This window comes from Fictibacillus sp. 18YEL24, assembly GCF_015903855.1.
GTDB lineage: Bacteria > Bacillota > Bacilli > Bacillales > Fictibacillaceae > Fictibacillus > Fictibacillus phosphorivorans_C.
Genome location: NZ_JACZDT010000006.1, coordinates 52,054 through 71,694 on the forward strand (window position 1 = coordinate 52,054; position 19,641 = coordinate 71,694).

Annotated in this window: 16 protein-coding genes; 15 read left to right on the forward strand and 1 reads right to left on the reverse strand. The window is 40.1% G+C overall.

Features of this window, described 5'->3' with window-relative positions:
• Positions 1-31 precede the first annotated feature (31 nt).
• The 15 genes from HU823_RS17870 (at position 32) to HU823_RS17940 (ending at position 18,768) form a co-directional block, all read left to right on the forward strand.
• The gene (locus HU823_RS17870; RefSeq protein ID WP_197222898.1) at positions 32-1,483 is read left to right on the forward strand and encodes an MBOAT family O-acyltransferase; all 1,452 of its coding nucleotides are present in this window, start codon (positions 32-34) and stop codon (positions 1,481-1,483) included.
• Positions 1,484-1,553: 70 nt separating this feature from the next.
• Positions 1,554-2,468 (forward strand): hypothetical protein, encoded by a 915-nt coding sequence (locus HU823_RS17875; protein ID WP_197222899.1) that lies wholly within the window; start codon positions 1,554-1,556, stop codon positions 2,466-2,468.
• A 234-nt stretch (positions 2,469-2,702) separates the two neighbouring features.
• The gene (locus HU823_RS17880) at positions 2,703-3,659 is read left to right on the forward strand and encodes a tRNA dihydrouridine synthase (RefSeq protein ID WP_197222900.1); all 957 of its coding nucleotides are present in this window, start codon (positions 2,703-2,705) and stop codon (positions 3,657-3,659) included.
• Between the two features lie 219 nt (positions 3,660-3,878).
• A complete protein-coding gene (locus HU823_RS17885) occupies positions 3,879-4,547 on the forward strand; it encodes a Type 1 glutamine amidotransferase-like domain-containing protein (protein ID WP_197222901.1) in 669 nt (222 codons plus the stop codon).
• A 327-nt stretch (positions 4,548-4,874) separates the two neighbouring features.
• Positions 4,875-6,548, forward strand: coding sequence for a M4 family metallopeptidase (locus HU823_RS17890; RefSeq protein WP_231607541.1), 1,674 nt, complete (start codon positions 4,875-4,877; stop codon positions 6,546-6,548).
• Between the two features lie 297 nt (positions 6,549-6,845).
• Positions 6,846-8,084 carry a serine/threonine transporter SstT gene (gene sstT / locus HU823_RS17895; RefSeq protein ID WP_144704355.1) on the forward strand — a complete coding sequence of 413 codons (1,239 nt, stop codon included), beginning with the start codon at positions 6,846-6,848 and terminating at the stop codon, positions 8,082-8,084.
• A gap of 137 nt (positions 8,085-8,221) precedes the next feature.
• Entirely contained in the window at positions 8,222-8,617 is a 396-nt protein-coding gene (locus HU823_RS17900) for a VOC family protein (RefSeq protein WP_197222903.1), read from the forward strand.
• Between the two features lie 177 nt (positions 8,618-8,794).
• Positions 8,795-9,898, forward strand: a complete 1,104-nt coding sequence (locus HU823_RS17905) for a sugar ABC transporter substrate-binding protein (protein WP_144704349.1) — start codon at positions 8,795-8,797, stop codon at positions 9,896-9,898.
• A gap of 92 nt (positions 9,899-9,990) precedes the next feature.
• Positions 9,991-11,511 carry a sugar ABC transporter ATP-binding protein gene (locus tag HU823_RS17910; RefSeq protein WP_197222904.1) on the forward strand — a complete coding sequence of 507 codons (1,521 nt, stop codon included), beginning with the start codon at positions 9,991-9,993 and terminating at the stop codon, positions 11,509-11,511.
• A 12-nt stretch (positions 11,512-11,523) separates the two neighbouring features.
• Positions 11,524-12,699, forward strand: coding sequence for a sugar ABC transporter permease (locus tag HU823_RS17915; protein ID WP_197222905.1), 1,176 nt, complete (start codon positions 11,524-11,526; stop codon positions 12,697-12,699).
• A 175-nt stretch (positions 12,700-12,874) separates the two neighbouring features.
• Entirely contained in the window at positions 12,875-13,852 is a 978-nt protein-coding gene (locus HU823_RS17920) for a sugar ABC transporter substrate-binding protein (protein WP_197222906.1), read from the forward strand.
• On the forward strand, positions 13,849-15,312 hold the full coding sequence (locus HU823_RS17925; RefSeq protein WP_197222907.1) for a sensor histidine kinase: 1,464 nt from the start codon (positions 13,849-13,851) through the stop codon (positions 15,310-15,312). The genes HU823_RS17920 and HU823_RS17925 overlap by 4 nt, the downstream gene beginning before the upstream one ends.
• Positions 15,290-16,810 carry a response regulator gene (locus HU823_RS17930; RefSeq protein WP_197222908.1) on the forward strand — a complete coding sequence of 507 codons (1,521 nt, stop codon included), beginning with the start codon at positions 15,290-15,292 and terminating at the stop codon, positions 16,808-16,810. The genes HU823_RS17925 and HU823_RS17930 overlap by 23 nt, the downstream gene beginning before the upstream one ends.
• Positions 16,811-16,832: 22 nt before the next feature.
• Positions 16,833-17,924 (forward strand): D-xylose ABC transporter substrate-binding protein, encoded by a 1,092-nt coding sequence (gene xylF / locus HU823_RS17935; protein ID WP_197222909.1) that lies wholly within the window; start codon positions 16,833-16,835, stop codon positions 17,922-17,924.
• 130 nt (positions 17,925-18,054) lie between these two features.
• Entirely contained in the window at positions 18,055-18,768 is a 714-nt protein-coding gene (locus tag HU823_RS17940) for a VCBS repeat-containing protein (protein WP_197222910.1), read from the forward strand.
• A gap of 43 nt (positions 18,769-18,811) precedes the next feature.
• Here the strand turns inward: HU823_RS17940 and HU823_RS17945 are convergent, their stop codons facing one another.
• A complete protein-coding gene (locus HU823_RS17945; RefSeq protein WP_144704325.1) occupies positions 18,812-19,270 on the reverse strand; it encodes a TspO/MBR family protein in 459 nt (152 codons plus the stop codon).
• Between the last annotated feature and the right edge of the window lie 371 nt (positions 19,271-19,641).

Genomic DNA, 19,641 nt, shown 5'->3' on the forward strand with positions numbered 1-19,641 from the left:
AATATATGTTGATTTATTATTAGGTGATTGGATGACTTTTATATCAATTGAGTTTCTTTTATTTCTCGCTATAATTGTTTTTTTGAATTATTTAATCCCCCATCGATTGAGATGGGTTCTTTTATTGGTTGCAAGTTATGTGTTTTACGCTAGTTTAAGTATTCAATTTATATTATTACTCTTAATTAGCACAGCTTTTACTTTTTTTACTGGAATCTTTATTGAAAAACAGGAGACAAAAAAACAGAAGAAAAAAGCCTTGGTCGTTGGTATTTCTGTATTGTTGTTTTTTCTCGGTTGGTTTAAATATTTTAATTTTGTGAATGAGTCGCTTCGGTCGTTGGCAACATTCATGGGTTGGAATTATGGGATACCCTACCAAGAGATCGTCCTGCCATTAGCCATTTCATTTTATACATTTCAGGCTGTAAGTTATCTTGTGGATATTTTCTATGGAAAGCAAAAAGCGGAAAGACATTACGGTTATTTTTCGGTATATTTTGCATTTTTTCCACAACTGGTTGCTGGGCCGATTGAACGTGCAAAAAAATTAATTCCACAATTGAAAGTCGAACAACGTTTAAACTATGAAAATTTAGTCTATGGAATGAAGCGAATTGCATGGGGTTTTTTTAAAAAGACATTAATTGCAGATCGACTAGCTCCAATCGTTTCTAGTGTTTACGATAGTCCTAACCCTTCTGGTTCAGAAATCGTTCTAGCTACTATATTATTCTCGATTCAGTTATACGCTGATTTTTCAGCGTGCAGTGACATTGCCATTGGTAGCGCAAGAATGTTGGGAATCAATTTAACTGAAAACTTTAAGCAGCCGCATTTTGCCGTTTCGATTTCAGATTTTTGGAGTAGATGGCATATAACGCTCTCCACATGGCTTAGGGATTATATTTTTTTCCCGTTATGTAAGAGGAAAAAGAAGAGAAGTGAAATTTATTTTGCCATTGTGATTACTTTTTTAGTAAGCGGCATTTGGCACGGAGCCGCTTGGACGTTTATTATATGGGGTCTCATTCATGGGTTTTATCGCGTGTTTGGAGATGCAACGAAATCTTATCGTGAAAGTATGGCTTTGTTTTTTCGTTTGGATAGAAGCCCAGTGCTCCATAGGTGGTTGAAAATTGCAATAACCTTCCTGCTCGTTTGCTTTTCCAGAGTTTTTTTTCGATCGGATAACGTATCACAAGCATTTGAACATGCAAAACTTTTCTTGAGCATCAGCTCTTGGAGCCCGGTGGGAATGATTAAAGCTTTTGAAATTTTTCCGTTATTTGATCTGCTACTTTTCATTTTTTTCTTTATTATTCTACAACTGTTCCAGTATATAGAAAGAAACAATGGTTCAGCATGGGAATTTCTATCGAAGCACTCTACATTTACTAGATTGGCATTTTATATTTTTCTTATTTTTTCAGTTCTTGTATTAGGTGTTACAGGTGATGGATTTGTTTATGGTGGATTTTGATACAACAACTTCCATGTGAAGTTTAGGGGAAGATCTGGTAAAAGAAACACGATGTTCGAAAGGATTTGCTATGGTACGTTTATTTATCAAGTTAACAGTTATCATCGGTGTAGTTATCCTGCTTTTTATGCCTATTAATCAATTTGTTAAGGATTCATATGATTACAATATTGACCATGACATACTGGCATTTAAGAAACAGCCACATCCCGTTGATATCATCAATCTAGGTGCATCTCATTCGATGTATGGTTATTATTTTAAGCCCACTGGTTTGTCTCATCTGGACTTAGCGCTTCCTTCTCAGACCATTCAATACGACTCGAAATTGTTGAAAGAGTATGGTGAGCATCTTAAACCTGGTGGTGTCGTTCTCGTTTCCATCTCTCAGATGACTTTCGCCAATTCTGAGGCTAAGAACATTGGGAACTATTATAGGATTTTGGATCAAAATGATATTGAACCGTATAATATCATTGATTATTACACTTACTTGAACTTACCTGGGACAAATACGGCGAGTCTTAGCTCTGCAATCACGGGTAAACTAAAAAACTTACGATGGAATTCTCATCAACCTTGGTCAAATAACGGTCAAGATTATTCGGAAAGAAAGTATGAGAAAATAGAAGAACAATACCAGGAAGCAATTGAAAACAATAACATCGAACCAAGTGTAAAGCAGTTAGAAGAAATTGTAGATTATTGCAGCGATAAAGGCTACCAAGTCGTGTTGACCATGGAGCCCGTTCATAAGTCTTATCAAGAATATTTCAATGAAGAAGTAATGAATAGACTTGTTTTTCAGCATTTAGAAGCTCTAAATTTAGATGTTCCATTTTTAAATTATATGAGTGATCAAAGATTCGTAAACAAAAAAGAATATTTTATCGATCCCGATCATTTAAACAGTGAGGGAAGAAAAAAGTTCTCTTGGATCGTATACGAGGAACTGAAGAGAATAGGCTATTTAACAAAGAATTAAATCAATGTACTGTTTTTTTCTTGGATGCTATTCCTGAATCAGCTTATAACTATCTTTTTGTACGAATTGTGTGGATATCTTAACCATTGAGAGTCTTTTTTGTGCATTTACAAATTTCCATAAATTATAAATGTGCAGTGATTGATATTGAGATAACAATCATGATATAAGTGTAAAAGAATATTTATTACCGGGATTTTGAAGTTGCATTATAGTGAGAGGATTTGAGCATCAATGATAGATAATTTTTGGCGTGAATTACCGCGTCCATTTTTTGTACTTGCCCCAATGGAGGATGTGACCGATGTTGTTTTTCGTCATGTCGTAAGTAAAGCTGGACGACCGGATGTGTTTTTTACGGAGTTTACAAACTCAGATAGCTATTGCCATCCAGAAGGATTAAAAAGTGTTCGCGGTCGTTTGACGTTTACAGAAGATGAACAGCCGATGGTGGCACATATTTGGGGAGATAACCCTGAATACTTCCGACAAATGAGTATTGGCATGAAAGAGATGGGGTTTAAAGGGATTGATATTAACATGGGCTGCCCTGTACCGAATGTCGCGCAAAGAGGAAAAGGAAGTGGCCTTATTCTACGTCCAGATGTAGCGTCCGAATTGATTCAAGCGGCTAAAGCTGGCGGGCTTCCAGTTAGCGTGAAAACACGACTAGGGTTTAAAGAGATCGGTGAGTGGGAAGCGTGGCTTACGCATATTTTAGAGCAGGATATTGCAAACCTTTCTATTCATTTACGCACTAGAGAGGAAATGAGTCTTGTAGACGCTCATTGGGAGCTTATTCCTGAGATTAAAAAACTGCGTGACCGAATCGCACCAGATACGTTGTTAACGATTAATGGAGACATTCCGGACCGTCAAGTCGGGCTTGAGCTTGCTGAAAAGTATGGTATTGATGGTGTTATGATCGGGCGTGGCATCTTTAAAAATCCTTTTGCTTTTGAAAAAGAGCCAAGAGAGCACAGCAGCAAGGAGTATCTTGATCTGTTAAGACTGCAGCTTGATCTTCAAGATCAATACGCCGAAGAAGTGCCTCGTTCCATCACAGGGCTTCACCGCTTTTTCAAAATCTATGTAAAAGGATTCCCTGGAGCGGCTGAATTACGAAATCAGTTGATGAACACAAAATCAACGGATGAAGTGAGAGCGATCCTAGATAAGTTAGAACTGTAAAAAATGGTAACTTACAGTGGAAAACAGTATGAAACCTTCAAGGTTTTGTACTGTTTTTTTTAATTTTTAAATTATGGGGGAAATTCAGCACAGCAAAGCTTATAATGACTAGTTCCATATTGAAATAGAAAAGTAACTCCACAAGCTCTATAAAAGGAAGGTGACACCTTTTGTAGAATTATAGATACATTCATGGAAAAAGCAAGGGGGAGTCACGTTATGAAATTACTGCTTACATCGGGAGGCGTGATTAATAAAAGCATACATGACGCGTTGGTTGATATGCTGGACAAGCCGATTGCTGATTGCAACGCGCTGTGTATACCTACCGCAATGTACGGACATCCATGGGTGGGGCCGGGCGTGAAAGCCTGGGAATTCATCAGTGGGAAAGAAGCAAATCCTATGGTTAATCTAGGTTGGAAGTCAGTTGGTGTGCTTGAGTTAACAGCGCTGCCAAGCATTGATAAAGAACGCTGGATGCCGCTCGTACAGGAGATGGACGTCTTATTAGTTTCAGGCGGCGATGCTCTCTACCTATACCATTGGATGCAACAATCAGGATTGGCAGAGCTCTTACCATCGCTTCGCGCAGTGTATGTGGGAATGAGTGCAGGAAGCATGGTAATGGCACCTAAGATTGGAGAATTCTTTATTGGCTGGACGCCACCGAGCGGTGAAGATCAAGCACTTGGATTTGTCGATTTTTCAATATTCCCACATGTTGACCACGAAATGCTGCCGGGAAACACCATGGCTGCTGCAGAGCGGTGGGCCACCGACATGCAGGGGCCAGCCTATGCCATAAATGATGATACCGCCATCAAAGTAATTGATGGAGAGGTCGAAGTGATCTCCGAAGGACATTGGAAGCTGTTTTCGCCTTAATCCTACTTTTCTGTAGAAGAAGTTTGCATGTAGTCCTTAAGTCATACAGCTCATCAACTTAAGCATGCTAGAACTAGATTAGAAATTTAAAGAAGGAGAAAGCAGAGTAAAACCAAGCTTTCTTCTTTTTTGTGGGCTTTGGATGAGTGAAAGTACTTTTCTAAAAACACGAAGATCTCATAATTTTACTTAGTAGATTTCACCTATACACTAGTAAGTAAAATAGCTATTATATGTATTTTTGTAAAATTAAGATAATTCTTATTGTTCATTCGCAACGTTTTCTCCTCCTTTATAATGAAGATTAGCCAATTAATGGGAGGGGTTATGTTAGTGATGAAAAAAGTTATTGGACCTGTAATGCTGTCGTCAGCTCTATTGTTAAGCTCTATTCCAGTTAATGTATTAGCTCAACCTGTGGATTCGAGTGAGATTAGAGGTGTACAGGCAGCTAAAGAATGGAATGAAAAAGCTAGTGTGCCTTTTTTTGTGAAAGAACGATCTGCAGAAAAATTTTCTTCAAGCACCGCAGCTAATGCTTTAAGTTATTTAAAGAAAAATCAAGATAAAACGGGTATTAAAAGTCCGGAGAAAAACTTAAAGACCAAAAGTGTAGAAAGTGATGAGCTTGGAATGACTCATGTTCGGTTTACACAATCAGTCAACGGCGTTCCTGTAGAAGGTTCTGAAGTAATTGCCCATTTTAATAAAAATCATGAGATCGTTTCTGTGAATGGAAGAACGAATCAAACGATTGTCGATCAACTCGTAGATACACAAGCTGCCATCAGTAAACAAGATGCCCTTCGAGCTGCCTTATCGTCGGTCAATGCCCCTCAAGAGCTAACGTATGAACCAACATCAGAGCTCGTTATCTATCCATTTGAAAAGAAAAATTATACCGCTTATAAAATAAACGTTAACTTCATGGGTGAAGAACCTGGGAACTGGTTTGTATTTATAGATGCTAAGACTGGAAAAGTCATCGATCAATATAATGGGCTCATGCATGCTGAGGAACACAAAACACAAACGGGATCTGGGCTTGGCGTTCATGGTGAACATAGAAAACTACATATTACCCGTGTGAAGGAGCCGAAATCTGGAACAAGGTTTGCTTTAGCGGATTACTCTCATGAGAATCTTGAAGGAATCTTTACGTATGATGCTACAAGTGATTGGGACTCTAGTAATGACAAGATTTATACGGGGAATTCTGCATCCTTTAAGAGTGACTATGATCGAGCGGCCGTTGATGCACACTATAATTCTGAAAAGGTTTATGAGTATTATTTGAATGAGCATGGACGGAATTCTTTGGATGGAGAGGGCATGGCGATTAATTCATATGTACACATGGGAGTCGATTACAATAATGCATTCTGGAATGGAAGCTATATGGCTTATGGAGATGGTGACGGAGAATTTTTCATTCCATTATCCGCAGGGCTTGATGTTGCGGCCCATGAAATGACACATGGTGTGATTACGCATACAGCGAATCTAGCTTACCGTAACCAATCAGGAGCACTTAATGAATCATTCGCTGACGTCTTTGGTGCACTCGTTGATGATAGTGATTGGGAAATGGGTGAGGACATCATGGCACCAGCAGCAAAAGCAGATGGTGTAACAAGATTGCGCAGCTTGAGCGACCCGAACAGTGTTGTTGTCAGCAACCCGCAAAGAGCAGCATACGGCAGTGGCGTCTATCCTGCACATATGGATGAATATTATAACATGCCGCTGAATGTAGATAATGGCGGTGTGCATGTGAACTCTTCTATTACGAATCACGCTGCCTATCTGATTGGTGAGGAGCTTGGTAGAGAAAAATTGGGTAAAATATATTACCGTGCTCTATCGGTCTACTTAACATCGAATTCTAATTTTAGCGAAGCTCGTCAAGCGATCGTACAAGCTGCAAAAGATCTTTATGGGTCGGGAAGTGAAGAAGTAACTGCAGTTAACGCAGGCTTTGATGCGGTAGGTATTTATTGATATACCGTGAATTTAAGTAATTGGAAATAAACCCTCAGGAATTTTATCCTGAGGGTTTATTCAAGTAAAGAGAACTCGTCTAACATTATCTAAATATTCAAATTATTACAACTTTTATAAATACATTGTATTAAGCCGGAATACTCACTATAATACTATTTAATAGAAGGACAATTGTCTTTTCCAGGTGGATTATAACGTGATGCTTCAGTTGTCCCATTGGTTAAAGGCGTATCTTGCTACAGGTTTATTCAGATAAACAGCTTTACAATTCTAACTAGATTGGTGATGACATCTATGAAACGTATACTGAAAAAGTGGAATCAGTTAAGTCTTGTTAAACAGATCTTTATCGGATTAATTGTAGGTATTATCTTAGCTTTAGCGATTCCGCAAGCAGCAAAACCTGTTGTTATTTTTGGAACATTATTTGTAGGTGCACTAAAAGCAATTGCACCTGTTTTGGTATTATTCTTGGTTATGTCGGCGATCGCTCAACATAAGGCGGGCCATCAGACGAACATGAAATCAATTATTGGCCTATATCTTTTAGGTACATTTTTGGCAGGATTGGTAGCAGTTGTTGCTAGCTTTATCTTCCCAGTCGGCCTTACTCTTGGAAAGGGAGCAGAAGGCGTGACCCCTCCTGGTGGTGTTGTCGAAGTACTCAAAACGTTGCTGATGAATGTTGTTGATAATCCATTCAATGCTTTAGTTAACGCGAACTATATCGGTATCTTGGCTTGGGCAGTACTTTTAGGCCTTGCTTTAAGAAGTGCACAGGAAACAACAAAAACGATGCTTTCAAACGTTTCAGACGCAGTAGCTAAACTTGTGACATGGGTCATTAAGTTTGCACCGCTAGGAATCATGGGACTAGTCGTTGAATCGATTACTTCAAACGGTATCGAATCATTGTTGAGTTATGGTAAGTTGTTAGGACTTTTAATTGGTTGTATGGTATTTGTGGCTTTGGTTGTAAATCCACTTATTGTTTACCTAGCAATCAGACAAAATCCTTATCCGCTTGTTTTCAAATGCTTGAAAGAAAGTGGAATCACAGCATTCTTCACACGTAGCTCCGCTTCCAACATTCCTGTTAATATGAAGTTATGTGAGAAGCTTGGTTTGGACAAGGATAACTACTCTGTGTCCATCCCATTAGGAGCGACGATCAACATGGCAGGTGCTGCGGTTACGATCTCTGTTTTAACACTTGCGGCGGTTCATACACTAAACATTCAGGTGGATCTTGGTACTGCTATTCTTCTAAGTGTTCTATCCGCTGTATGTGCGTGTGGTGCTTCGGGAGTTGCTGGTGGATCGTTATTATTGATTCCTCTAGCGTGTAGTCTGTTCGGTATCCCAGGTGATGTGGCGATGCAAGTAGTTGGTGTCGGCTTTATCATCGGTGTTTTACAAGATTCTTTCGAAACAGCACTAAATTCTTCAACAGATGTACTCTTTACAGCGGCAGCTGAGTACAAAGAATGGCGTAAAGATGGAAAAGAAATTAACATTCAAAAAGCAGCATAATAGATAGATGGCACCTGAGACGTTGTTTAGCGTTGAGGGTGCCTTTTTGTTGCCGTATTTTCTCGTTTAAAGGAATTGCGATCATGTGTATGGAATGACATAAGTGGTTTTATTATAAAAAAATCAGGAGGTTACCAATGGGCAGATTAGTGCATTTTGAAATTCATGTGGATGATATGGAGCGGGCAATGAAGTTTTACGGTGAGGTGTTTGGCTGGTCGTTTCAAGATTGGAGTGAATATGCCGGAATGCCTTATTACGGTGCAGTGACTGGGGACGATAAAGAGGTGGGAATCAATGGGGCACTCATGCAACGTCAAAGCCCCCCGCCTGAACCGAATCAAGCATTAAACGGATATGCTTGTACGATGGGTGTTGAAAGCTATGATGAATCAGAAGCGAAGATATTGGAGCAAGGCGGAAAAGTGGCGATGCCGAAGTACGCCCTCCCAGGAATGGCTTGGCAAGGATACTACATAGATACAGAAGGCAATATCTTCGGCATTCATCAGCCTGATGAGAATGCGAAATAAATAATAGTGTGAAGACAACGCTAGTTTAGTGGCGTTGTCTTTTTTTTTGAGGCTGCTAAAAAATACCCTTTGTTAAAAAAGTACAGACGATGTTAATAAAGTGCTAATGATAGCGCTTTCAAACCCTCTTTTTTCGTAGCTATAATTAGTTTGTAAGTACTTTTAAAGGGGGAACTAATGATGAAGAAAAGTAAATTTTTATCTCTGATGCTCGCTGTTGTCATGCTTATGCTTGTTGCAGCTGGTTGCAGTGACAGCAATAGCGAGGTAAGCGTGGGAATCGTCTTACCTACTAAAGATGAGCCAAGATGGGTGCAGGACGAGCAAAGATTTAAGGATGCATTAAAAGGAACAGACTACACGACTGAGATTCTGTTCAGCCAAGGATCTTCTGCAAAGGAAAAAGAAAACGTTGAAACATTGATCAACAAAGGAATCGATGTTCTTATCATCTGTCCGCAAGATGGCGATGCAGCAGCTGCAGCAGTAGAAGCAGCGAAAAAGGATGACATCACGGTTATCGCGTATGACCGTTTGATCACGAATACAGACGCAGTTGATTATTACGTAACGTTTGACAGCTTGGCAGTTGGTGCTGCGCAAGGTCAATACTTGATCGATAACGCTAAAGGGTCGAACACTCCGCTTTACCTATATGCTGGAGCGGCTTCTGACAACAACGCATTTTTATTCTTTGAAGGAGCTTGGAAAGTGCTTCAGCCTAAGATTGCTGACGGCACATTCAAGATTGCTAACTCGAGTGAAGCTGAAGCATTAAAAGACAAAGCCGAACTTTCTCGCGATGAGCTGAGCAAGATCATCGGCCAAGTAACAACGAACTGGGATGCAAACGAAGCGAAGAACAAAGCGCAAACACATTTGACTGCTGCTAAGGCAGACTTAAAAGGTGATGTTGCAATTCTAGCTCCAAACGATGGAACAGCTCGTTCGATCGCAGATGTATTTGGATCAGACAGCGCGGTTTCTAGCTACCTCGTAACAGGTCAGGATGCAGAGAAAGCTTCCATTCAATATGTCATTGACGGCAAACAATCGATGACTGTATTTAAGGATGTTCGTACACTTGTTAAGGATGCTATGGGAATGGCAGTTGAGATCCTTGATGAGAAGAAGCCAGAAACAACGGGTTCTTATGACAATGGAAACGTTGAAGTAAAAGCAAAACAAACGAATGTAATCGTTGTGAACAAAGACAACGTTAAGAAAGAACTAATTGATTCTGATTATTATAAAGCCGACGATTTTACAGGGCTTGAATAAGAAAATAGCAGGACGAGAAATAGTGATAGATTCTACGTCTATCACTATTTTTCACAATGAAGTCAGTGGAGTGGCTAATTGGAGGGATCATGATGAGCGGATATATTTTGGAGATGAACGAGATCTCCAAAGCGTTTACCGGAGTGAAAGCGCTCAGCAATGTAAATTTTAAAGTAAGAAAAGGCGAGATACACTGCTTGATCGGGGAGAACGGAGCAGGGAAATCCACGCTTATGAAAGTGCTCAGTGGTGTCTATCCTTATGGAACGTATGAAGGAGACATCGTGTTTGAAGGAAGTGTTCAGCAGTTCAATAAGATCAGTGACAGTGTTCAAACCGGCATCGTTATCATCTATCAGGAGCTAGCTCTATTTCCGGATCTCACGGTTTATGAAAATATTTTTGTCGGTAACGAGGTCAAACGTGGAAACTTGGTGGATTGGAACCAGACGATTGCCGAAGCAAAGAAAATGCTGAAGCGAGTGGGGCTCAACGTGAACCCTGAAACACTCGTGAAGGACTTGAGTGTAGGAAAGCAGCAGTTGGTTGAAATCGCCAAAGCATTAAGTAAGGACGTTAAGCTGCTTATTTTAGATGAACCGACTGCCGCACTGAATGAAGATGACAGTGAGAATCTGTTGAAACTTCTAGGTGAGCTGAAGAAACAGGGCATCACGAGTATTATGATCTCCCACAAACTAAAGGAAGTCATCTCCATTGCCGACCAAGCGACGGTGCTGCGTGATGGCAAAACAATCTGTACGCTCGATGCTTCTAAAGGAGAAATATCAGAGAACATGATCATTAAAAATATGGTCGGACGGGATATTGATGATATTTATCCGAAAAGACCCCATAAGAAGATCGGTGAAAAGATACTAGAACTGAACAACTGGTCTGCTTATAGTACCGAGCTTGCTAGACATGTCTTAAAGAATATTGATTTTCATGTAAAAAAAGGAGAAATCGTTGGGATCGCCGGACTTATGGGCTCTGGTCGAACCGAGCTTGCACTGAGTGTGTTTGGCAATCCGAAAAATTATAAACTAGAAGGTCAGCTTAAAGTCTCAGGAGTGGAAAAAACGTTCAAACATACGAGTGACGCGATTAAGTCAGGCATCGCATATGTAACAGAAGACCGAAAAGGTGATGGGCTGTTCCTCATTCAAGATATTAAGAACAACATAACGGCTGCAAATCTTAACGAAGTCGCTCATAAGGGAATCATCAACGAGAATGAAGAGGTAAAAAGAGCAACGGAATACAAACGGTCCATGTATATTAAAGCATCCTCACTAGAGCAAACGGTCGGTAACTTGAGTGGAGGAAATCAGCAGAAGGTATCGCTCGGAAAGTGGCTGTTCGTTGGGCCGAAGCTATTAATTTTGGATGAACCAACACGCGGTATCGATGTAGGTGCTAAGTTTGAGATCTATACGATTATGAACCAATTAATCAGCGAAGGCATGAGTATTATCATGATTTCTTCTGAACTTGGTGAAGTACTCGGGATGAGTGATCGTGTTTACGTTATGGCTGAAGGAAGAATGAAAGGTGAGCTGCCGATTGAAGAAGCCAATCAAGAAAACATCATGCAGCTTGCTACGCAATAGGGGGTTAACACAATGGAATTTATCAATGAAGCAAGAACGTTAGTGAAAGAGAATATCCGTGATTATGGGATGTATATCGCTCTGTTTGTGATTATGCTTACCTTCTCCATCATGACGGATGGGCTGTTCATGTCATCGCGTAATATTAGTAATCTATTAGATTCTACTGGTTATATCGCAGTACTGGCAGTAGGAATGACACTCGTCATCGTTATTCGTCATATTGATTTATCTGTAGGGTTTGCAGCAGGATTTCTTGGTGCGATCACGGCCATCCTTTTAACAAAGATGGGATTACCTGTTTATGTAACGATTCCGGTGATTCTTTTGCTTGGAATCTTTATTGGCTTATTTAACGGTTTGTTAATCGCCAAATACGCCATCCCTTCGTTCGTAGCTACGCTTGCGGGGATGTTGATTTTCCGCGGTGCGCTATTACAAGTAACTGAGAAAACGGGGACAATTATTATCAAAGACGATGCGTTCAACGCAATCGGCAACGGATTTATTCCTTCTCTTATGATCGTAAATGGTTTGCATCTTTTATCTCTAATCCTAGGCTTACTTTCCATCTTATTTTACATTTATAGCGAAATCTCTACGCGCCGCAACAAGATTAAATATCAGTTCGATGTTGTATCTAAAGGGATCTTCACGATCAAACTTGTTTTTGTTTCAGCGATCATTGCCTATGTTACTTGGATTCTAGCAGGTTATAACGGCTTTTCTTGGACGGTTGTGATCATGCTTCTTGTCGTTGTAGCATACCATTTCTTAACGACGAAAACGGTGCTTGGCCGTCACATTTACGCAGTAGGAAGTAATCCAGAAGCAGCACATCTAAGCGGAATCAATGTAAATAAGATTACGTACATGGTGTTTGGTTCTATGGGAATGCTTGCTGCACTATCAGGAATTCTTTTTACTTCACGTCTTCAATCGGCTACGACAACAGCTGGAACGCTATTCGAGCTTGATGCCATCGCTGCCGCCTATGTGGGCGGTGTGTCTTCCGCTGGGGGAGTCGGTAAAGTAACGGGTGCCATTATCGGTGCCATTGTTATGGCTTCATTATCAAGCGGGATGAACCTTCTTGGTGTTGGGGTTTCCATGCAGTACATGATTAGAGGTGGCGTGTTGGTTGCAGCTGTACTCTTCGATGTAATAACTCGTAAAAAGAGAGGATAGCTAACTCGTAATTAGGTTTGGTAAAAAGTGGAGACATCATGCTCGAAGATGTCTTCACTTTTTTAACTCTAAACAACAGTTTAGTCCCTATAATTGGTAACGGAGTAAGCGTGTGTATCACATTTCTTATGATAAAATATGATTAGTAAATATTCGGAAAAAGGGGATACTTCACTTGCGCAAAGCTGGATTAATCTTTCTGATTTTTATATGTATCTTCCTAAGTTATTTAACGTTTATTACAGCTCAAAAAGCGTTTCAGTCTGATTGGAAACTGCCTGCAGCGTCTACTCAGAAAGAAGATTCTTTTCGTATTGTTCTTATCACGCAAGAATTGGATACCCCTTTTTGGGACAAGGTTGGAAAAGGTGCGGAACAACAAGCTCAAAAAAGTGGAGCAAGCCTTGAAGTCTGGGGAAGCTACGGCAAGAACCAGGATGATTTTCTGAAGAAGCTCGAGGTTGCTATTCAGTCAAAAGTAGATGGCATCATCGTGCAAGGACTTGATACAGATCGTTTTAAAGAGTTGACGAAAGTGAAAGCGGCGTTTTATGGGATTCCTATTATTACGGTTGGAAATGACGTGCCTAAAGCAGAGAGCCTCCGAAAAACATACGTTGGTTCAAATCAGCACTTAGCAGGAATGATGATTGCAAAACTCATGTTGTCTGACATGGGACAAGAAGGGCAAGTCATTTTACTAAGTGATAGCCAGAAAGAGCACTATCAAGAGCAACGGCTTTCAGGCATTAAAGAAGTGCTTCAAAGCTTTCCGAACATAAAGACGATTTATGCAGAAACATCTGAGACGAGAGAGCAAGTTATCGCAAAAACAAGAGATCTTTTGAATCAGTATCCCGATGCGGATGGATTTATTGCCGTGAACGCTAATACAGCAGGAGCTATGATTCAGGAGATTGGTAGACGCGGACAGGTAGAGCCCTATTTTATTTATTCTTTTGATGATGGATCTGAATCGATGACCTTGCTTAACCAAAAAAAGTTAGATGGTGTGATTGAGCAGTCACCTGAGATGATGGGAAGAAAAAGCGTAGATGTTTTGATGCAATGGTTAAAGAACGAAACCGTTCCTCTTGATGCGGATGGTTATTCCAGTGAAATTCGAATGATAAAGGCGATGGACGAGAGATGAACAGAATACAGAAAAAAATATGGATGCTTGCATCAGTCGTTCTGATCATCATGGCCATTATTTGGATAGCGCTTACATACTATAATCAGAAAACGCAAAATCAATACAATGCCATCTTACAACGTTATTTAAGCATGAATGAAGTGACGAGCACGAGTCAAAAAATGGTCACAGACCTTAATAACTACTTGCTTGAACCATCAGAGAACCATATGGATAACCTTGATAAAAGCAAAGATAAACTTAACATGGCAAAATTGGAAATCGGAAAACTAAGAAACTCAGAAAATGAATTTGCACTCATAAATTATATGAATCTTATTGATAGTTTAATTGAAACAACAGATCGTTCTCTGATGTTCTATGCGGAATCTGACACCGAGACCTCAAACAAAGAATTTACAGAAGCGACGCGTCTTTCCATATATATATCAGAAATGACGCTTACATTAATCGACACAGAGCTGAAGACTTACGACGTTTTTTATCGAGGCATTATTGATCAGTCTGCTGAATTTAAGAAACTAGGCATCTGGCTGATGCTTTTGATTACACTGCTGTTACTCGTGATTACGTATTGGTTTAGCTTAAGTATCACAAGACCGGTGCAACAGTTAACACGTGCCGCGAACGAGCTATCTGCAGGAAAGTTTGACAAAGAGATCAAAGTTGATTCAAATGATGAAATCTCATTTCTTGCTCAAACCTTTAACCGAATGCGCATCAATATCAATAATTTGTTTCAGGAGATACAGCAGAAGGCACAGCTTGAACATGAACTTCAGCAAAGCAAGCTTCTGTTGCAAGAGAGTCAGCTTAAGAATCTGCAAAGCCAGATCAACCCGCACTTTTTATTTAATACACTTAATACCCTATCGAAAAAGGCTTATTTAGAAGGATCAGAAGAAACGAGTGATCTACTTGTAAGTGTGGCTGGTCTTTTAAGATACAACTTAAAATGGTTAGACAAATCCGTTACGCTTCAAGATGAAGTGATGGTGATCCAGCAATATATGAACATTCAAAAAGCAAGGTTTACTGATCGGCTGACGTTGCACCTAGAAGTCGATCAGTCCTGTTTAGAGGTTCAGATTCCTGGCTTAACTCTGCAACCGATTATTGAGAACGCCGTGATCTATGCGGTTGAGCCAAGAGAAGATGGCGGACAGATCTGGCTTCGAATTAAAGATGACGATAACATGGTGAGAATTGAAGTGGAAGACGACGGACCTGGAATACCTGAGAATATCAGGTTACAAATTTTAGACGGAGAACTTGTTGAGACAAACAGTGCTTCAACAGGTATTGGGTTTACGAATGTTGTGAAGCGACTTCGACTTTTTTATGGTCTTGAAAACGTGATGGATATTCAAAGTGATATCGGTGTGGGTACGACGGTGGTAATAAGAATTCCTAAGACGAGGGGGATTGAACAGCATGCTCAAACTCTTGATCGTTGATGATGAGCAGATTGAACGAGAAGGGCTCCAAGTTATTCTGCAGAAGGCATTTCCTAATCTCGAAATTTATCAAGCGAAGAATGGAAAAGTCGCAGTTCAAGTTGCGGCGGAAGTAAAGCCCGACTTAGTGATGATGGATATTCAGATGCCAGGGATGAATGGACTAGAAGCGATACAGCAGATTACATCTACGAATCCTTTTATTAAGTTTGTGATGATTACAGCTTTTGATATGTTTGATTATGCTCGTCAGGCGATCAAATTAGGAGTGAAGGATTATTTATTAAAACCTAGCAGAGTGAGTGAGATTGAGGAGACGGTCGGGAAAGTCTTATTGGAAATTGCAGAAGAGCGCAGATCTCTCAAGGTTTTGGAAAGTACGTTACCGCTCGTGGAAACAGATGTTGTCACGCAGCTGTTGTTCGATCATGTACATGATGTCCATTTGGATATGCTTGTTGATATGCTCGACATCTCTTCCACTCATGAACCATTTGTGATGAGTATCCTACTTCCACAAGGTGAAGAAAACCTTTATTCGTTGATAAAAGAAAAGGTCAGGAAATCAGCGAGTGGGTGGGTTGGTGCCTTGTATGGCCGTCAGCTTCCTATTATCGTCTTTCGTAAACCTGGTTCTTCGTTTCGTTCTCAAGCGATTTTTCTCGCAAAAGATATTCTCTCACTGAGAAAAGCAAAGTCTGATGATGGATGGTTTATAGGAATCGGAAATGTGTGTCATTCTTTAGATCAAGTTCGGCAGTCCTATCAAGAATCACTTATTGCCACGATGGATTCCTCCTTGCCTGTTAAATATCGCTTTTATCATGATGTTCCAATGCTTGGGAGTACAGAGGACAGACCTCAATCCAAAAAGCGAGAAAAACAGTTTTTAGATGAAATCAGGTTAGGAAAGTGGGATGAAGTTCTTAAAAATGTATTGAGTCTCATCCAACGTTGCGAGAACGAAGGGACAGATCTGCTCCAAACACAGCAGCGTGTTCTTGAACTGCTCTGGGTGGCTGCGAGAGTGATGAACGAAATGGGAATGGAGACTGAAACACCTTTCTTTTCATATCAATCTCAAGACTACCGTCAGCTTCGTTCTGAATCTGAACATCTATTCAAACAGATGCGGATTTCATACGAAGAACATTATGAACAGCTTGAAGCCGATACGATTCATCAGATTAAACAATATATCGTAAAGCATTCTCATGAAGACATCTCTCTTGAGGCGTTAGGAAGAAAAGTAGGTTTGAGTCCGATCTATATTAGTAAGATGTTTAAAGAAAAGCTGGGAATCAACTATATTGATTTTCTGACAGAATGCAGAATCGATAAGGCGAAGAAACTGATGGCAGATCCAGAAAAAAGCTTAAAAGAAATCACGTTTGAGGTCGGTTATCATGAACCTAACTATTTCAGCAAAGTGTTCAAAAAAATGGTTACGCTTTCACCTACAGAATATCGCAGGACTGTTCTTGGGAAAAAAGGATGAAGGCCGTAAAGGAGCATCATTCATGAGAAGATTCTTAAATGGTTTATGCCTCGTCCTGTTATTCGTAGCTTTTATATTTGTTTCCGGATGCGACAAAGAGAGTAAGAGTAAAGAGACACTTGGGAAAGCGATTCCTTCTAAAAGTGAAAAAGTAGGCAGCGCGTCAGTTAACGAGGAAAAGATTAAGATTGGCTTTTCCATGGATACGTTACTAGAAGAACGTTGGCTTAAAGACAAAGAGCTCTTCAAGAAAGCCGTAGAGAATCTAGGAGCAGAGGTAGAGATTCTCGCTGCTAACGGTGATGACTCTTTGCAGATTGCACAAGCTGAAACGCTCATTCAAAACGAGGTAGATCTTCTTGTCGTAGTTCCTCATAACGCTGAAGCTATGGCGGCGATCGTCAGGAAAGCACACTCAGCAGGCATTAAAGTGATGGCATACGACCGCCTTGTTAAAAATGCTGACCTCGACATGTACGTATCTTTTGACAACGAAAAGGTAGGCGAGCTACAAGCCCGAGCAATAACCAAGCTTGTTCCGAATGGAAAGTACGTGTATATAGGAGGAGCCGAAACGGATAACAATGCTCATCTGTTTAAAAAAGGTGTGTTCCGAGTTCTGCAGCCATTAATTGATAAAGGGGTTATCACGGTCGTATACGATCAATGGTCCAAAGACTGGACGCCTGCTAATGCGTTTATAAACATGGAGTCGGCGTTAAAAGCTAATAAAAATGAGATCAATGCTGTAATTGCAGCGAATGATGCTACTGCGGGTGGTGTCATACAAGCCCTTGAAGCACAAGGTCTCGCTGGGAAAGTTCCGGTCTCAGGACAAGATGCGGAGCTTGCTGGCGTGCAGCGGATCGTACAAGGAACGCAAGTGATGACGGTGTATAAACCGATTCAGGCATTATCAGAAAAAGCAGCAGAATTGGCAGTGAAGATGGCAAAAGGGGAAACGATAAAAACAGAACGAAAGATAAACAACGGTAAAATGGAGGTTCCTTCTGTTTTGTTATCTCCCATCGCGGTTGATAAAGAGAATCTCGAAGAAACAATTATTAAAGATGGATTCCATTCTAAGAGTGATGTTTATCAGAATAAGCAATAAACCAGTCTTCGTGAAACAATGGAGTTATTCCATTGTAATACGGAGCTTTTTTTGTTGGATAAATGATTGTGTCAATCCCGTTTAGTGCCCATAACATGGTAGTAAAACTGTATTTAACAAGGAGCATGTTATGTATAACCATTACAATTATAGAGTAACTCCGAGTGTTGTTGCGTTCGCTAAGGGAGATGTGACTGGAGATCGTGTACCAGACGATGTATATCTAACAGGTACGAAGAGTCAGGACAGCCCATTCATTGAGAACATTACGCTTTATGTAAAAAACGGAAGAACAGGTGCTCAGACAAGAGTACCTCTTTCTGACAATGCTGGATACAACCCCACTTTGTTTTTAGGAGATTTTACAGGTAACGGTGTTTCAGACGTGTTGGTCAGCATCAATTCTGGTGGCAGCGGAGGATTCATGTATCATTATGTGTATTCGTTTGTAGGGAATACACCGCAAGAGATGTTTAATTTCAACGCTTACAATGCTGCTTATGAATATGATGTGATCTATGAGAATAACTACAAAGTTCGAGTTGTTAGTAAACGTAATAAAAAAACGTATATCATTGATCTATCAAAACGAGACAAAGAGTATTTAAATGAAATATATGATGTGAACGGAAAGCTGAAGAAACCAATTACCGGCTTTGTGAATCCATTAAGTGGTCTCTATCCAATCGATTTTGATTCCAATGGAATTTACGAACTTTCCGCTTATCAAAAGATTGCAGGCTTATATAACGCAGATGCTCTAGGGTACGTGGTGAACACGCTTGGATGGGTGAATAATCAATTTGTTCTTCAGAATCAATATGTAGCGATTTCTGGAACGTAATAAAAAGATCTAGCCTTTTCTAAAAGGCTAGATCTCTATTTGCTTATGCATTCATGCTATAGATGGTCCATGATAAATAGGTAGCAAATGAGCTCCAGAGAAGATAAGGAATAAGCAACCATCCAGAAACTTTTCTTAAACGACCGGCATAGATGACTAAAAGTAAAGTCGTCACCGCAATCAATAGAGCATCGATGCTCGCTGCGAATAAATCTTTTTGTGTAAACTGAAAATAACCGAAAGCTTGATTGAATACATAGTTGATCGCAAATAGAATCCAAAAGCCAATGGGTTTAAAACCATATTGATTGTAGATAAGAGTTGCGGATAGAGCGATTAAAAAGAACAAAACAGCCCATATAATACCGATTGTTTGTCCTGACGGAGTCCATGATGGCTTGTTCAGTGCATCATACCACTCGCGATCGACCGGAAATAGAAAACTGGAAACATAGAACAGGGCAAAGATAATGACAAAGACGACTATACTGGATTTTTTCATGATTTACCTCCTGGGTTGTAGTGGGAATCGTGTAAGCAATTGTCTATATTTCTTAGAATTATACTGTTCCCTTTTTAAATTATTCTTAAAACCACAAGCGTATTTTTTGCATTTGGGAACTGAGGGTATTATTATAATAGTTACTTTAAAAAAGAAAGTTATAATTCGGGCTATTTCATAGTTAGTAATGTATGTGGTTGATTTCCGTTCCAGAATGCTCGCTTTCCGGGGGAGTGCGGTGAGCCTCTTAGCGCTCTGCGCTGTTAAGAGTCTCACCTGTCACTCTGATCCCCCAGGAGTCTCGCATCTTGCACTTCAATCAACTTTCATGGAAGAAAAAAGATAAAAGCAAAAACGACTTGAAGAGCCCA

What these genes read in the sequence shown, in the direction of transcription:
- HU823_RS17940 (WP_197222910.1), top strand. Translation starts at nt 18,055, where the DNA reads ATGTATAACCATTACAATTATAGAGTAACTCCGAGTGTTGTTGCGTTC.
- HU823_RS17900 (WP_197222903.1), top strand. Translation starts at nt 8,222, where the DNA reads ATGGGCAGATTAGTGCATTTTGAAATTCATGTGGATGATATGGAGCGG.
- HU823_RS17875 (WP_197222899.1), top strand. Translation starts at nt 1,554, where the DNA reads ATGGTACGTTTATTTATCAAGTTAACAGTTATCATCGGTGTAGTTATC.
- xylF (WP_197222909.1), top strand. Translation starts at nt 16,833, where the DNA reads ATGAGAAGATTCTTAAATGGTTTATGCCTCGTCCTGTTATTCGTAGCT.
- HU823_RS17915 (WP_197222905.1), top strand. Translation starts at nt 11,524, where the DNA reads ATGGAATTTATCAATGAAGCAAGAACGTTAGTGAAAGAGAATATCCGT.
- HU823_RS17890 (WP_231607541.1), top strand. Translation starts at nt 4,875, where the DNA reads ATGTTAGTGATGAAAAAAGTTATTGGACCTGTAATGCTGTCGTCAGCT.
- HU823_RS17945 (WP_144704325.1), bottom strand. Translation starts at nt 19,270, where the DNA reads ATGAAAAAATCCAGTATAGTCGTCTTTGTCATTATCTTTGCCCTGTTC.
- HU823_RS17930 (WP_197222908.1), top strand. Translation starts at nt 15,290, where the DNA reads ATGCTCAAACTCTTGATCGTTGATGATGAGCAGATTGAACGAGAAGGG.
- HU823_RS17880 (WP_197222900.1), top strand. Translation starts at nt 2,703, where the DNA reads ATGATAGATAATTTTTGGCGTGAATTACCGCGTCCATTTTTTGTACTT.
- HU823_RS17885 (WP_197222901.1), top strand. Translation starts at nt 3,879, where the DNA reads ATGAAATTACTGCTTACATCGGGAGGCGTGATTAATAAAAGCATACAT.
- HU823_RS17925 (WP_197222907.1), top strand. Translation starts at nt 13,849, where the DNA reads ATGAACAGAATACAGAAAAAAATATGGATGCTTGCATCAGTCGTTCTG.
- HU823_RS17905 (WP_144704349.1), top strand. Translation starts at nt 8,795, where the DNA reads ATGATGAAGAAAAGTAAATTTTTATCTCTGATGCTCGCTGTTGTCATG.
- HU823_RS17870 (WP_197222898.1), top strand. Translation starts at nt 32, where the DNA reads ATGACTTTTATATCAATTGAGTTTCTTTTATTTCTCGCTATAATTGTT.
- HU823_RS17910 (WP_197222904.1), top strand. Translation starts at nt 9,991, where the DNA reads ATGAGCGGATATATTTTGGAGATGAACGAGATCTCCAAAGCGTTTACC.
- sstT (WP_144704355.1), top strand. Translation starts at nt 6,846, where the DNA reads ATGAAACGTATACTGAAAAAGTGGAATCAGTTAAGTCTTGTTAAACAG.